Raw genomic sequence first — 14112 nt, 5'->3', positions numbered from 1 at the left:
AACAAGCGTGCTGTCCGACGCGGTACGGAATGAACTGGCCGCGGAGCTCGCGGTCGCCGAACGAGACCGGGTGCCGATCGATCCGCTGGTCACGCGGTATGCGGCGATCGATGTGGTCGACGCCTACGAGATTCAGCTCATCAACATCCGGCAGCGGCTGGCCGACGGCGCGAAGGTGGTCGGGCACAAGGTCGGGCTCTCCTCGAAGGCCATGCAGGAGATGATGGGCGTCGACGAACCGGACTACGGCCATCTGCTCGCCGATATGCAGGTGTTCGAGGATGTTCCGGTCGACACGTCGAAGTACCTGTTCCCGCGCGTCGAGGTCGAGGTCGGTTTCGTGCTGGGCGCGGATCTGCCCGGCGAGGAGTGCACCGAGGCCGACGTGCTCGCCGCGACGGTGGCCTACGCCCCCGCGATCGAGCTGATCGACACCCGCATCAAGAACTGGAATATCGCGTTGTGCGACACCATCGCCGACAACGCCTCCTCGGCCGGCTGGGTGCTCGGTCCGGAGCGGGTGGCCCCGGATGCCTTGGACATCAAGGCGATCGACGCGACTCTGACCCGCAACGGCGAGGTCGTCGCGCAGGGCCGCAGCGACGCGGTGCTCGACGATCCGACCATCGCGGTGGCCTGGCTGGCCCGCAAGGTCGCCTCGTTCGGGGTGCGGTTGAAGGCCGGCGACATCGTGTTGCCGGGTTCCTGCACCCGCGCCATCGACGCCCGCCCGGGTGACGACTTCCATGCCGAGTTCGCTGGACTCGGTTCCGTCCGTTTGACATTCAGCTGAGGGAGATCAAGTGACTGACAACGGGAAGGTGACAGCCGCGATCGTCGGCTCCGGCAACATCAGCACCGATCTGCTGTACAAGCTGCTGCGGTCGGAGCGGATCGAGCCGCGCTGGATGATCGGTATCGATCCGGACAGTGAGGGGCTCAAGCGCGCCCGCGGGCTGGGTCTGGAGACCTCGCACGAGGGCGCCGACTGGCTGCTCGCGCTGCCGGAGAAGCCGGACATGCTCTTCGAGGCCACCTCGGCCTACGTACATCGCGAATACGCGCCGAAGTACGAGGCGGCCGGTATCCGCGCGGTGGATCTCACCCCCGCCGCGGTCGGCCCGGCGGTCGTGCCGCCGGTGAACCTGGGCGCGAATATCGACACCCCGAACGTCAACATGATCACCTGCGGTGGGCAGGCGACGATTCCGATCGTCGCGGCCGTCTCGCGCGTGGTCGAGGTGCCCTACGCCGAGATCGTCGCCTCGGTGTCCTCGGTCTCGGCGGGTCCGGGTACTCGCGCCAATATCGACGAGTTCACCAAGACCACCAGCAAGGGTGTGGAGACCATCGGTGGTGCGAAGCGCGGTAAGGCGATCATCATCCTCAACCCGGCCGAGCCGCCGATGATCATGCGCGACACCATCTTCGCCGCCATTCCCGAGGATGCCGACACCGATGCGATCAGCGAATCCATCCACAAGATGGTCGCCGACATCCAGGAGTACGTGCCCGGCTACCGCCTGCTCAACGAACCGCAGTTCGACGAGCCGAGCGTGATTTCCGGTGGGATGGCGAAGGTTTCGGTCTTCGTGGAGGTCGAGGGCGCGGGCGACTTCCTGCCGCCCTACGCCGGCAACCTCGACATCATGACCGCCGCCGCCACCCGGGTGGGCGAGGTCATGGCCGAACAGATCCTCACGGCTCGGGTCTAGGAGGGACCAGATCATGAACTACGTATTGCAGCCGTTCTCCCAGGAACTCGACGTCCGCGTCACCGACACCTCGCTGCGCGACGGTTCCCATCACAAGCGTCACCAGTTCACCGCCACCGAGGTGCGCGATATCGTCGCGGCCGTCGACGCCGCGGGCGTGCCGGTGATCGAGGTGACCCACGGTGACGGCCTGGGTGGATCCTCGTTCAACTACGGGTTCTCCAAAACCCCTGAGCAGGAACTGATCACGATCGCGACGCAGACCGCGAAGCAGGCCAAGATCGCGGTCCTCATGCTGCCCGGCGTGGGCGTCAAGGAGGACATCAAGATCTCCCAGGACAACGGCGCGTCCATCGTCCGCATCGCCACCCACTGCACCGAGGCCGACGTCTCGATCCAGCACTTCGGCTACGCCCGCGACCTCGGCATGGAAACCGTCGGCTTCCTGATGATGTCGCATTCGCAGCCGCCGGAGGTGCTCGCGAAGCAGGCGCGCATCATGGCAGACGCGGGATGCCAGTGCGTCTACGTCGTGGACTCCGCCGGTGCGCTGGTGCTGGACCAGGTGTCCGACCGCATCGCCGCGGTCGCCGCCGAACTCGGTGACGACGCCCAGGTCGGTTTCCACGGCCACGAGAACCTCGACCTCGCCGTCGCCAACTCGATCTACGCGGTGAAGGCCGGCGCCAAGCAGATCGACGGCAGCGCGCGGCGTTTCGGCGCCGGTGCGGGCAACACCCCGGTCGAGGCGTTCGTCGGCGTCGCCGACAAGATCGGCATCAAGACCGGTATCGACTTCTTCGCGATCGCCGACGCCGCCGAGGATGTCGTGCGCCCGGCCATGCCGCAGGAATGCCTGCTGGACCGCCAGGCCCTGATGATGGGCTACGCCGGGGTGTACTCGAGCTTCCTCAAGCACGCCGAGCGCCAAGCCGAGCGTTACGGCGTCTCTGCGGCCGAAATGCTGGTGCGCGCCGGTAAGCGCAAGCTGGTCGGCGGCCAGGAGGACCAGTTGATCGACATCGCGCTGGAATTGCAGCGGGAACAGACCGCCTCCGCCTAAAGCGTATCGAGATCGACGGGCCGCGAACGTGAATCGTTCGCGGCCCGTTCTCGTGTTCCGCCGTTAACGCGCGTGAGGTCCGAACCGATCCGAATAGTGGGTCTGGGACGCGCTGTACCATTGCGCGGCAAGCAATTCTGTTCTCGGGTGATCGTTCGGACAAATAGAGGAGTTGCTGTGAACATGCGGGCGTTGATCGGTGGATCCGTTGCCGCCGTCGCGATTACGATGGCCGGTGGGGCGGTGGCAGGTGCGGAGCCGTTCGTCGCCGCGAACGGGCCCACCATGCAGAATCCGGCGGATTATCTGGTGGGCGACACGGTGTATTTCAGTGTTGGATACGCCAGTTGCTCGATGCATCCCAACGGTGACGTGGGCTGTGACATCAGCCCCGGAATCGCCAACCTGTTCGGAATTCCCATCACCAATGTGGCCATCGATCTGCCGTTCCTGCCGGCGCATCCGACCTTCGGGCTGACCGGCCCGCTCGGTCGCGCGGGCAGCCGTTCCATCGACTCGGGGCCCGCATCCGACGGCTACGACTACGGCGGCGTCATCAACTACGGCGGCGCCACCTGCACCGCCGGTGGACGCGGTGGGTTGCAGTGCAGCTCGAAGGGACACACCTTCAACTTCGGCTGGTCGGGCACCAACCTCAGCTGACGGCAGCACCGATCGGGCTCAGCGGGCCGCGAACGCTCCCACGTTCGCGGCCCGCTGCTATACCGGTGCGCACCGACGCCGAGCCGCGTGGGTGCGAATTCCGCGTCGCGAACAAGCTGCTCTCGGCCGTAAGGGGAACCGTCGGCTCACCCGGTGCGTGGCAATCGGTGGCGCGTTATCGCGCCCCGCGTTTTTTCGATCGTCGGCACGGAATTGCAGGTTGATACACTCGTGTATCCACGTGTCCATGGAGAGGAAGCGTTCGTGACGTCCCTCGGTGCCCGGCGTTCATCCGAGCCCGGGCGTGGCCGGTCCGGTCCGAGCGGCACCGCCACGCGCGAACCGCGAATGACCAAGCGGCGGGCCGAGACTCGGCAGCGGTTGCTCGACGCCGCCTTCGACGCCTTCGCCGACGAGGGCTTCGGGCGCTGCACGGTCGAAAAGATCTGTGAGCGCGCCGGATTTACCCGGGGCGCGTTCTACTCGAACTTCAGCTCGCTGGAAGAACTGTTCCTGGCGATGTGGGAGTTGCGATCGGCCGAGATGCTGCGCGAACTGACGGCAGTGCTGGAGTCGGAGACCGGCGCCGACGTCCATGATCTGCGCGCCGGTGTGGAGCAGGTGCTGCGGGCGGTTCCCCTGGACGACAAGTGGTTTCGCATCACCGCCGAATTCACCGCCCACGCCCTGCGCAACCCGCCGCTGCGGCGGGTGATGGTCGCGCGGGAGAACGCGATCGTGGCGGCCCTGCTGCCGGTCCTGGAGGCGCTGCTGAGCCGCGCCGGACGCACCGTCACCGACCGCGAGGGTCTCGGCCGCGCGGTGGTCGCGGTCCACGACGGAACCTCGCAGCAGTGCCTGCTCGAACCGGACGACGCCGCCGCCCGAGAACAGCGCACCACTCTGTTCACTCACGTCGCGATGGCCTACAGCGTCGGGCGCGACGCGCGATGACCCGCGGCTGGAATGTCTGCGCCGATCCGCGGGAGCGGGCCGGCGCCATGCCGCCGAGTTCGCGGCGTCGGCCGTAGCCGCGCACAATCCGGGGGGACGACAACTGTGCAGGAGGCGACGATGTCCGAACGACCCGCGCTGGCCGAGGCGCTGGATCTGCAACCGCATCCAGAAGGCGGCTGGTTCCGCGAAACCTACCGCAGCCCGGTCGAATTCGAGCCAGAGGGCTACGACGGGCCGCGCGCATCCGCCACCGCCATCCACTTTCTGCTGCTGCCGCACGAACGTTCCGCGCCGCATACGGTGCGCTCGGACGAGATCTGGCTGTGGCAGCGCGGTGGTCCGCTGCTGCTGAACATCGGCGGCGACGAAGTGATTCTCGGCCCGGACGTCGAGCGAGGCCAGCTCCTGCAGGCCGTGGTCCCCGCCGGCGTCAGCCAGGCCGCAACCCCGGCCGGTGATGAGTACGTGCTGGTGAACTGCGTAGTCGCGCCCGGGTTCGATTTCGCGGACTTCCGGCTGGACTGATCACACGAATAGTTCGGGCCCGCCCACCGAATCCCTGTCGGATACGGTGTGCGGGCCCGAGCAGCGCGGCTGCCTACTCGTCGATCGCCAGAATGCCCTCATCGATCGCATACTGGATCGACTTCTCCAGGTCCGGGCACGGATCCGGCCGCCCCGGCCCGGCCAGCTTCGCGAAGACCGGGCAGTGTTCGGCCGGGCTGACCGTCCACTGCACCGAGCGCTGGTGCGAGGAGGACTTGCGGACCAGGACTTCCACTCCGCATGCCCGGCAGGCCACCGGCGTCAGGCCGTCTTCGAGATAGCGCTGCTTGTCGACGACCGTCTGGGCACGCACCTGTTCCCGGCGTTCCGGGCGGTCCGCGAAATCGGGTGCTTTGGCCCAGGAGACCATCAGGCACCCGCCTCCTGCTTGACGGCAGGGTCCGTCTTGCCGGCCGCCTCTTCTTCTTCCTTCTTGCGCCGCAGATTCTCGGCGACCTCGGCCTCCCAGTGCTCGTTGGCCTTGGTGGTGTCGACCTCGAATTCGAAGCGCTGCACCATCTTCGGGTCGATATCGGCGACGTCCACGTAGAACTGGTCGTACCAGCGGCGCAGCTGGTAGACCGGGCCGTCCTCCTCGCAGAGCAGCGGGTTGTCGATCTTGGACTTGTGCTTCCAGATCTCCACGTCCTGCAGGAAGCCGTCGCCGAAGAAGTCGGTCATGGACTTGGCCAGCTTCTCCGCCGTCTCGTCGTCGATGCCCTTGGGCTTCTCGACCGACAGGCCGTACTGCAGCACGAACGAATCCTGCGTGACCGGGTAGTGGCAGTTGATCAGCTGGACCTTGATCTGGTAGCCGCCGTAGATATTGGTCAGCGGATTGATCATGTAGGACGGGCCGAAGTAGGACGCCTCCGACTTCAGCAGCGTCTCCCCGCCGTACTTGGCGGCCATGCCGATGTCCGGACGGCCCTTGGTCTCGAGGAACTGCGTGGCCACGTGGCCTTCGAAGACGTTCTTGAAGTACGTCGGGAAGGCGAAGTGGATGTAGAAGAAGTGGGCCATGTCCACCACGTTGTCCACGATCTCGCGGCAGTTGGCGCCCTCGATCAGCATCGTGTTCCAGGTGAACGGGGTCCAGTCGCTGTTGCGCTCCTCCGCCGGGTTGCCGTCGGCATCGGTGTAGGGCCCCTCGATGTAGGGGATCGTGACGTCGTCCGGCGGCGGGTTGCCCTCGTGGTCGTGCCAGACGTACAGCTGGCCGTTGCGCTCGAGGGTGGTCCAGGCGCGGGTACGGGCCAGCGGCGGCACGCGGCGCGCATAGGGGATCGAGGTGCAGCGGCCGTTGCCGCCCCAGCGCCAGTCGTGGAACGGGCACGCGATGGAGTCGCCCTTGACCTCGCCCATGCTGAGATCGCCGCCCAGGTGGCGGCAGTAGGCGTCGAGCACCTTCAGCTCGTCGTTGCTGTCGGCCCACACCACGAGTTTGGTGCCGAAAGCCTGCACGGCATGCGGCTTACCGTCGCGAAACGTCTCGGCCAGGCCCAGGCAATGCCAGCCCCGCGCGTACCGCGTCGGTGTCGAGCCGACGTCGATCTCGCGGACCTTCCCGCTCCGCTGTGCGGTTTCTGCCATCGTCATCCCTCCTCTGGAAGTACTAGAACACGTTACAAAATTGAGCGGCTCAGCGCCAGCTATTCCGTTGACTACCAGGCAAAGGTGTTCGTTGTGGGACAATGAACACCCGTTCTCGACATAAATAAGAACGTGTTCTAGTCTCAAGACAAGTATCGGTTCCGCAGAACGGAATGCGACCCGATACACCGTTCCGATTTCGATCAGGCAGGAGCAGCCCCCGAGATGACGCAAGAAGTGACCGAGCGGGTCGAAGCGCTGTTGCCGAAGCTGCGCGAACAAGCGCAGGAGGCAGAAGATCTGCGCCGGATTCCCGACGAGACCATGAAGGCGCTGCAGGAGACCGGTTTCTTCAAGCTGCTGCAGCCGCGCCAGTGGGGCGGATACGCCGCCGATCCGGTCGTGTTCTACGACACCGTCCGCAAGATCGCCAGCGCCTGCGGTTCCACCGGCTGGGTGGCCGGCATCATCGGCGTGCACAACTGGCATCTGGCGCTGTTCGACCAGCAGGCACAGGAAGAGGTCTGGGGCGAGGACACCCAGGTCCGCATCTCCTCCTCTTACGCCCCGATGGGCGCCGGCGTGGTGACCGAGAGCGGCGACGGCTACATCGTCAACGGCTCCTGGGCCTGGTCGTCGGGTAGCGACCACGCCACCTGGACCTTCGTCGGCGGTCCGGTGATCAAGGACGGCAAGCCGGTGGATTTCGGCAGCTTCCTGGTTCCGCGGACCGACTACCGCATCGACGACGTGTGGAACGTGGTGGGCCTCAAGGGCACCGGTTCCAACACGCTGGTGCTGGAGAACGTCTTCGTGCCGCGGCACCGGTTCCTCAGCTACAAGAGCATGAACGATCTGACCGCGCCGGGTCTGCAGCAGAACACCGATCCGGTCTACAAGATGCCGTGGGGCACCATCCATCCCACCACCATCTCCACGCCGATCGTCGGCATGGCCTACGGCGCGCTGGACGCGCACGTGGAGCACCAGGGCAAGCGCCTGCGCGCGGCCTACGCCGGTGAGAAGGCCAAGGACGACCCGTTCGCCAAGGTGCGCATCGCCGAGGCCGCCAGCGATATCGACGCCGCGTGGCGCCAGCTGTCGGGCAATGTCGCCGACGAGTACAAGCTCCTGGTCGCCGGCGAGGAGATTCCGTTCGACCTGCGCGTGGCTGCGCGCCGCGATCAGGTCCGCGCCACCGGCCGGGCCATCGCCTCGATCGACAAGCTGTTCGAGAGCTCGGGTGCGACCGCGCTCGCGAACGGCACTCCGCTGCAGCGGTTCTGGCGTGACGCGCACGCCGGTCGCGTGCACGCCGCCAACGATCCCGAGCGCGCCTACATGATGTACGGCACCCACGCGTTCGGCCTGCCGGTCACCGACGGGATGGTGTGATGACCGCCGTTTCGGAGCTGACCTACGAGTCCACCTCGAAGTTCGCCCAGGTCCGCCCGGATCTGAAGCTGCACTACCACGAGGCCGGTGAGGGTAACGGCCCTACCATCGTGCTGTTGCACGGCGGCGGTCCGGGCGCCTCGTCGTGGTCGAACTTCGCGCGCAACATCCCGGTGCTGGCGCAGCACTTCCACGTGCTGGCCGTGGACCAGCCGGGCTTCGGGCAGTCGGACAAGCCGACCGATCACCCGCAGTACTTCGTGCACAGCGCCTCGGCGCTGAAGGATCTGCTCGACACCCTGGGCATCACCGACCGCGTTCACCTGCTGGGCAATTCGCTGGGCGGCGGCGCGGCGGTGCGCTTCGCCCTCGACTATCCGGACCGGGCCGGCAAGCTGGTGCTGATGGGTCCGGGCGGACTGAGCACCAACCTGTTCGCCCCGGACCCCACCGAGGGTGTCAAGGCGCTGGGCAAGTTCAACGTCGAGCCCACCCGCGACAATCTGGAGAAGTTCCTGCGGATCATGGTCTTCGACCAGTCGCTGATCACGCCGGAACTGCTCGACGAGCGCTTCGCCTCGGCCAATACGCCCGAAGCGCTGGCCGCGACCCGCGCGATGGGAAAGTCGTTCGCCAGTGCGGATTTCGAGAAGGGCATGCTGTGGCGGGAGGCCTACAAGCTGCGCCAGCCGGTGCTGCTCATCTGGGGCCGTGAGGATCGGGTGAATCCGCTCGACGGCGCGCTGGTGGCGCTGAAGACCATCCCGCGCGCGCAGCTGCACGTGTTCGGCGGTTGCGGGCACTGGGCGCAGCTGGAGAAGTTCGACGAATTCAACCGGCTGGCAACCGATTTCCTCTTCGGTGTGAAGGAGGCCCGATGACCTACCATGGCGCAGCCGGTCATCGGGCCGACCGGGTGCGGGTGTCCCGCAAAGCAAAGGAGGCTCGATGAGTATTCGTGCGCTCGGTTATATGCGCATCGAGGCGACCGACGTGGCCGCCTGGCGCGAGTACGGGCTCAAGGTGCTCGGCATGATGGAGGCCGACGGGCCCAATCCCGACGCCCTCTACCTGCGGATGGACGATTTCCCCGCCCGCCTGGTGATCGTGCCGGGCGAGAAGGACCGCCTGCAGGTCTCCGGCTGGGAGGTCACCGACGCCCCTGGGCTACAACGACTTCGGGAGACGCTGACCAAGGCCGACGTCGCCTTCGAAGAGGGCACCAAGGACGAGCTCGCGGAGCGGCGCGTCGAGGGCATGATCCGCTTCCAGGATCCCTCCGGCAATACGCTCGAGGCGTTCTACGGCGCCCAGTACCTGGCCCGGCGCTTCGTCAGCCCCTACGGCCACAAGTTCGTCACCGCCGAACAGGGTCTGGGCCATGTGGTGCTGACCTGCAACGACGATGCCGAAGCGCAGGCGTTCTATCAGGATGTGCTGGGCTTCCGGCTGCGCGATTCGATGCGGCTGCCACCGCAGGTCGTCGGCCGGCCCGCCGACGGCGACCCGGCGTGGCTGCGCTTCTACGGCTGCAATCCCCGCCACCACGCGCTGGCGTTCCTGCCGCTGCCGAATCCGACCGGCATCGTGCACCTCATGGTCGAGGTGGAGAATTCCGACGACGTCGGACTCTGCCTCGATCGCGCGCTGCGCAAGAAGGTCAAGATGTCGGCCACCCTCGGCCGGCACATCAACGACAAGATGTTGTCGTTCTACATGAAGACCCCCGGCGGATTCGACATCGAATTCGGCTGTGAGGGTTTGGAAGTCGACGACCACTCCTGGATCGCGCGGGAATCCACCGCGGTGAGCCTGTGGGGTCACGACTTCACGGTGGGATTCAAGTAGCGAGCGCGGAGAGGGCGACAACCATGACCGCCACGGGCGAATACCCGGAGATCGACGGCCGGCAGTTCCGGAATGTGCTGGGGCAGTTCTGCACCGGTATCACGGTGATCACCACCTTCACCGAGGCCGAGGACGCCGAGCGGGCGCCGATCGGTTTCGCCTGTCAGTCCTTCGCCGCCCTCTCCCTCGACCCGCCGCTGGTGCTGTTCTGCCCGACCAAGGGCTCGCGGTCCTGGGCCGCGATCGAGCAGTCGGGGCGGTTCTGCGTGAACGTCCTGGCCGAGGAACAACAACAGGTGTGTGCCCGCTTCGGTTCCCGCGAGCCCGACAAGTTCGCCGGAATCGGCTGGAGCACTTCGGAGCTGGGACTTCCGGTCCTGGACGACGCGCTGGCCACGATCCAGTGCACGGTGGACAGCGTCGTCGACGGCGGCGATCACTACATCGTGATCGGCCGGGTACAGGCCCTGTCGGAGTCCACGGACTCCGGCAGGCCGCTGCTCTTCTACCGCGGCCAGTACACCGCCATCGAACCCGAGAAGACCACCCCGGCCCCCTGGCGAGCCGACCTCGAACACTTCCTCACCACCACCACCCTGGACACCTGGTTGTAGGTCCGGGCGATCGTCGAGGGCGGGCACCTTTCCGGGTGGCCGCCCTCCGCTGTTTCGCGTGGCCGGCCGGGGATCCGGAAGGCGTCGGGCGGGTCGTAGTGGGCCCGCGCGTCGGCGTCGCACGGTGACAGCCGGGCGCCGCCATGCCGGTGCGTTGACCGTGGCCGGATCGGTCAGCATGCTGGTGATCGTCGCGGTGTGAGATCGGCCGAGTGGGGCAGTGTGTGGATATCTTGAGCGAGACGGTGGCGGCGGTGCGAACCGGAATGCCCGCCTCCGGGCTGTTCGTGCGGCATGCACCGTGGGGGAGGCGGTATCCGCTGGTTCCGGGCGCCGGATTCCATATCGTGTTGCAGGGTGAATGCTGGTTGGTGGCACCGGATTCGGAGCCGGTGGTGATGGGGCCGGGCGATGTGCTGTTCATGCCACGCGGTGCGGCGCATGTGATAGCGGACAGTCCGCACAGTGCGGTCACCGAGGTGGCAAGGCCGGGGGAGCCACGGGAACTCCCCGGACCGGGGGCGCGCACGACACTGCTGTGCGGTGCGTACGAGGTCAGCCGCAGCCGCAGCCACCCGCTGCTGGACCAACTGCCCGACTTCCTGCATCTACCCGCCGATCCGGGCCGCTCCCCGGCGCTGCGTGCCGCGGTGGATCTGCTCGTCGGCGAGCTCACCGAACCGCGGCCGGGCACCGACGCCGCCGTACCCGCGCTGCTGGATACGCTGCTGCTGTTCGTCCTGCGCTCCTGGTACGAACAGGCCGAAACCTCCGGCTGGGCGGGCGCTTTTGCCGATCCGGCGGTGTCGGCCGCGTTGCGCGCCATCCACGCCGAACCCGCGCGGGCCTGGACCGTGCCGGAGCTGAGCGCGGTGGCGGGAGTCTCCCGTGCCACCCTGGCCCGCCGCTTCGCGGCGACTGTCGGCGAAGCGCCGCTGGCGTATCTGACCCGCTGGCGCATGCTCACCGCCGCGCGCCTGCTGCGCGAGACCGACCTGCCGATCGCGGCGGTCGCGCGCCGGGTCGGCTACGGCTCCGAATTCGCCTTCGCCAAGGCGTTCAAGCGCGAGTACACCCTCGCTCCCGGGCGTTATCGCCGCGCCGAGGAGTTGCCGCCCGTCCTCGCGGTGTGAGGAGATCGGAGGCGTCCGGAAAGCCCTGTGCCGGCGGGCCGGAGGTAGCGCCGTGATTCAGCTGAACGGGGTCGAGTGTTCCTGCCGGACCCCGTCCACGTACAGCTCGACCTTCTCGTTGTAGAAGCAGACCAGCCCGGCGACCTTCTGACTCTCCGGCAGGGGAGTGCGGTAGTACCAGACCAGATCGGGATATTCGGTCTCGCCGATGCGGATGTTGTAGTACTCGGCGGTGCCCTTGTAGGGGCAGCTGGTCGTGGTGGCCGAGGGCGTGAGCAGATCCATCCGGACATCGGTCAGCGGCAGGTAATAGCGCGGGACGAGTCCGGTCTCGTAAAGAATGTGCGGCGAATTCGATTCCGCCACAACCTCTCCGCCGATCTCCACCCGCACCGTGCGGGAACTGGCGAGGATGTCGACGCGCGTATAGGGATTGCGCGGATGGACGTAGATCGGCTCGTCCTCCTCGAACCACCGATCCATCTGTTCCCACTCCAAGCGGACGTGCTCGCGCAGCTCCGGGATCGGCGATTCCGGATAGCGAAGGGCCGCAGCGGGTCTGGTGCTCCCGCCGATCACCACGTCGTAGATGTCGCCCTCGCCGCGACTGGTGGAATGCTTGATCGACCCGGTCGCGACCAGTTCCGCGCGAACGTCCTCGACCGGCACATAGTAGGCGGGATAGTAGGGGCTCTCCCAGACCAGCAGCGGACGGATGGTATCCGCGACGACCTGCCCGTCCACAAAGGCCCGAATCCGCCGATGCCCCGCCTCGGTCCGTACCCGCCCGCGATTCGTCTCGGTCATTTCACCACGGTACGCGCGGAAGGTGACGCGGTGTTTCGGCCGTCCGAGACTCGATCGCGCGGCGGATGATCTCCCGGGACCTGTCTCCAGTCACGGATTGCTCGGCGAGGTCAGCGAACAATCGACCGTACACAGCGATCTCTCGCGGCTGAGTAATCGTCAACTCGGCTGTGACAGCTTCCACGAGTGTCAGTCGTTCATCGAAGATGACGAAATTGGTCGTTTGCATCGGTACTTCGGCTTGTGCCGGAACGATGCCGAGTAGGACGCGGGGGAGCCCGATGATGGCTAGAAGCCGGTCGAGTTGTCCGAGCACTACGGCGTCTGTGCCGACAGTGGTGTGTAGGGCTTGCTCGGCCACCAGGATATGAAACCGGTGATCGCCGCGGTACAACATTTGCTGGCGCTCGAGCCGTTTCGACACGCCCTCGTCCAGGTCATCAGGTACCTGGTAGAAGTCGATGTACCGGCGCAAGACGGCTGTCGCATATTCGGCGGTTTGCAGGATGCCGGGGATGATGTTCGGCTGAAAGATCCGCATCAGTTTCGACTCTTCGGCGAGCTTCACCGCTTCCTGCTGGCGACGTTTCGTACCGGTGCCGAGAACCTTCCGCCATTCGAGATATGCGGCTTGGACGTTTCGCAGCGTGGCTATGAGGTCCGGCAGCTGGTCCTCGTTACCGGTGTGGGCGCAGTAGGCGTGTAAATGTGCTTCTGTCGGGCTTCTGTCGCCGGTCTCGATCTTCGACACCACCGACTCGTGCCAGCCGGCCAGGGCGGCCAGCTGGCGGCCGGACATGCCGGCGTCGCGACGAAGCCCTCGGAGGATCGCCCCGAGGGCTCGCCGTTGTTCATGGATTGCGTTCGTCACTGCTTGGCGTACTCCGCATACGGGATTGCGAGCTTCCACAGACGTTCGCGTACTCGAAGGCAGTACTCGACGATTTCGGGATCGGTGGTGACCGCTAGGCCGCCGGCGGGCGCTCCGGCCGAATCAGTCAGGTTGTAGACCACGCGTTGTGCATCCATCAACCACCAGTCGTCCGGCGGTACTTGTCCAGCGATGTGGCGGGGTACGTATCGGATGTCCTCGCCGGCATCGATGTTGGACCCGGTAACCGACAGCAACCACCGCTGGTAGTCCGAATGCGGTTCGGTAACCACGCGTACCCGGGACACTGTCACGCCTCGGGCGGTCGTTTCTCGCATGAGGTCTTGCCAGGGCGTGCGGCTGTACGGTGCCGGCTCGCCGGCCAGGAATGCCCGTACCCGGGATTCTTCGTCGGGTACGTGGTATTCGTCCCGAACTTCGAGATGGAAGGCGCTCCGCGTGAGTTCCCGAAACAGGTTCGGCCACAGGTCCGGCTCAGTATTGGGACGCAGCAGCATTGCCGTAGTACCTCCGTACTTGTTTCGGAACCTCGATCGCCGTCTCATTCTCTGCCAAGGTGAGCATGCTGAACACGTCCGGTTCGGTGATCGGGCGGCCGGACACCGCGAACGTACCGCGGCCGGTGTCGGTCATCGTTGAGCCGATGAACGTTTCCGGCTCCGCAAATGCCGGCAGTAGATGCGGGATCTCAACGGTTCCAACAGTTGTCGTCTCCCATCCCTGCACGATGTAGGTGCCTCGATCGGTTGCGTAGAGGCTGGGGCAGCCGCCTGAGTCGGACCCGCCTTGGTTGAGTCCAGCAGGATGGTGTACGACCGGACGCCAGCAAATGTCTGAGCGTGTCGTAGCCGGATAGAGGGTGGTCACCGCGTGATCCTTCAAAAGA

General features: G+C 66.2%; 17 protein-coding genes. 11 read left to right on the top strand and 6 right to left on the bottom strand.

Annotated elements, in window-relative coordinates:
• Window positions 1-7 precede the first annotated feature (7 nt).
• The 6 genes from IG65_RS0124455 to IG65_RS0124430 all read left to right on the top strand — a co-directional run bounded on the left by IG65_RS0124455 (window position 8) and on the right by IG65_RS0124430 (window position 4923).
• Entirely contained in the window at window positions 8-793 is a 786-nt protein-coding gene (locus tag IG65_RS0124455; protein WP_030517292.1) for a 2-keto-4-pentenoate hydratase, read from the top strand.
• A 10-nt stretch (window positions 794-803) separates the two neighbouring features.
• Window positions 804-1715: an acetaldehyde dehydrogenase (acetylating) gene (locus tag IG65_RS0124450; protein WP_030517291.1), complete on the top strand. Its 912-nt coding sequence runs from the start codon at window positions 804-806 to the stop codon at window positions 1713-1715.
• A gap of 13 nt (window positions 1716-1728) precedes the next feature.
• Window positions 1729-2778: a 4-hydroxy-2-oxovalerate aldolase gene (gene dmpG / locus IG65_RS0124445; RefSeq protein ID WP_030517290.1), complete on the top strand. Its 1050-nt coding sequence runs from the start codon at window positions 1729-1731 to the stop codon at window positions 2776-2778.
• Between the two features lie 177 nt (window positions 2779-2955).
• On the top strand, window positions 2956-3441 hold the full coding sequence (locus IG65_RS0124440; RefSeq protein ID WP_156055753.1) for a hypothetical protein: 486 nt from the start codon (window positions 2956-2958) through the stop codon (window positions 3439-3441).
• A 348-nt stretch (window positions 3442-3789) separates the two neighbouring features.
• On the top strand, window positions 3790-4395 hold the full coding sequence (locus IG65_RS0124435) for a TetR/AcrR family transcriptional regulator (RefSeq protein ID WP_030517288.1): 606 nt from the start codon (window positions 3790-3792) through the stop codon (window positions 4393-4395).
• Window positions 4396-4515: 120 nt separating this feature from the next.
• Complete coding sequence (locus IG65_RS0124430) at window positions 4516-4923, top strand: cupin domain-containing protein (RefSeq protein ID WP_030517287.1); 408 nt, start codon at window positions 4516-4518, stop codon at window positions 4921-4923.
• Window positions 4924-4996: 73 nt separating this feature from the next.
• On the opposite strand, the gene IG65_RS0124425 is transcribed toward IG65_RS0124430, so the two are convergent.
• Both IG65_RS0124425 and IG65_RS0124420 read right to left on the bottom strand, forming a co-directional pair.
• Window positions 4997-5314 (bottom strand): hypothetical protein, encoded by a 318-nt coding sequence (locus IG65_RS0124425; RefSeq protein WP_030517286.1) that lies wholly within the window; start codon window positions 5312-5314, stop codon window positions 4997-4999.
• On the bottom strand, window positions 5314-6537 hold the full coding sequence (locus tag IG65_RS0124420; protein WP_030517285.1) for a Rieske 2Fe-2S domain-containing protein: 1224 nt from the start codon (window positions 6535-6537) through the stop codon (window positions 5314-5316). Before IG65_RS0124420 ends, IG65_RS0124425 begins: the two co-directional genes overlap by 1 nt.
• Before the next feature lie 225 nt (window positions 6538-6762).
• Between IG65_RS0124420 and hsaA the strand changes: the two genes are divergently transcribed.
• The 5 genes from hsaA to IG65_RS0124395 all read left to right on the top strand — a co-directional run bounded on the left by hsaA (window position 6763) and on the right by IG65_RS0124395 (window position 11527).
• Window positions 6763-7932 carry a 3-hydroxy-9,10-secoandrosta-1,3,5(10)-triene-9,17-dione monooxygenase oxygenase subunit gene (gene hsaA, locus IG65_RS0124415; protein ID WP_030517284.1) on the top strand — a complete coding sequence of 390 codons (1170 nt, stop codon included), beginning with the start codon at window positions 6763-6765 and terminating at the stop codon, window positions 7930-7932.
• Window positions 7932-8813 carry a 4,5:9,10-diseco-3-hydroxy-5,9,17-trioxoandrosta-1(10),2-diene-4-oate hydrolase gene (gene hsaD, locus IG65_RS0124410; protein ID WP_030517283.1) on the top strand — a complete coding sequence of 294 codons (882 nt, stop codon included), beginning with the start codon at window positions 7932-7934 and terminating at the stop codon, window positions 8811-8813. Before hsaA ends, hsaD begins: the two co-directional genes overlap by 1 nt.
• Before the next feature lie 67 nt (window positions 8814-8880).
• A complete protein-coding gene (gene hsaC, locus IG65_RS0124405; protein WP_030517282.1) occupies window positions 8881-9780 on the top strand; it encodes an iron-dependent extradiol dioxygenase HsaC in 900 nt (299 codons plus the stop codon).
• Between the two features lie 23 nt (window positions 9781-9803).
• Window positions 9804-10394, top strand: coding sequence for a 3-hydroxy-9,10-secoandrosta-1,3,5(10)-triene-9,17-dione monooxygenase reductase subunit (gene hsaB / locus IG65_RS0124400; RefSeq protein ID WP_030517281.1), 591 nt, complete (start codon window positions 9804-9806; stop codon window positions 10392-10394).
• A gap of 224 nt (window positions 10395-10618) precedes the next feature.
• Window positions 10619-11527 carry an AraC family transcriptional regulator gene (locus IG65_RS0124395; protein WP_030517280.1) on the top strand — a complete coding sequence of 303 codons (909 nt, stop codon included), beginning with the start codon at window positions 10619-10621 and terminating at the stop codon, window positions 11525-11527.
• A 57-nt stretch (window positions 11528-11584) separates the two neighbouring features.
• Here the strand turns inward: IG65_RS0124395 and IG65_RS0124390 are convergent, their stop codons facing one another.
• The 4 genes from IG65_RS0124390 to IG65_RS0124375 form a co-directional block, all read right to left on the bottom strand.
• Window positions 11585-12334, bottom strand: coding sequence for a DUF427 domain-containing protein (locus tag IG65_RS0124390; RefSeq protein ID WP_030517279.1), 750 nt, complete (start codon window positions 12332-12334; stop codon window positions 11585-11587).
• Window position 12335: 1 nt separating this feature from the next.
• The gene (locus tag IG65_RS0124385) at window positions 12336-13205 is read right to left on the bottom strand and encodes a helix-turn-helix transcriptional regulator (RefSeq protein ID WP_030517278.1); all 870 of its coding nucleotides are present in this window, start codon (window positions 13203-13205) and stop codon (window positions 12336-12338) included.
• Complete coding sequence (locus IG65_RS0124380; protein ID WP_030517277.1) at window positions 13202-13723, bottom strand: DUF6879 family protein; 522 nt, start codon at window positions 13721-13723, stop codon at window positions 13202-13204. Before IG65_RS0124380 ends, IG65_RS0124385 begins: the two co-directional genes overlap by 4 nt.
• Window positions 13701-14112 (bottom strand): hypothetical protein (locus tag IG65_RS0124375; protein ID WP_231509401.1); only part of this gene is annotated, 412 nt, incomplete at its 5' end. The genes IG65_RS0124375 and IG65_RS0124380, both read right to left, overlap by 23 nt.

Origin of the sequence: Nocardia sp. NRRL WC-3656 (genome assembly GCF_000720265.1) — a bacterium.
GTDB classification, from domain to species: domain Bacteria; phylum Actinomycetota; class Actinomycetes; order Mycobacteriales; family Mycobacteriaceae; genus Nocardia; species Nocardia nova.
The sequence above is the reverse complement of the archived record's forward strand: the minus strand, read 5'-3'. Positions and strand labels throughout refer to the sequence as shown.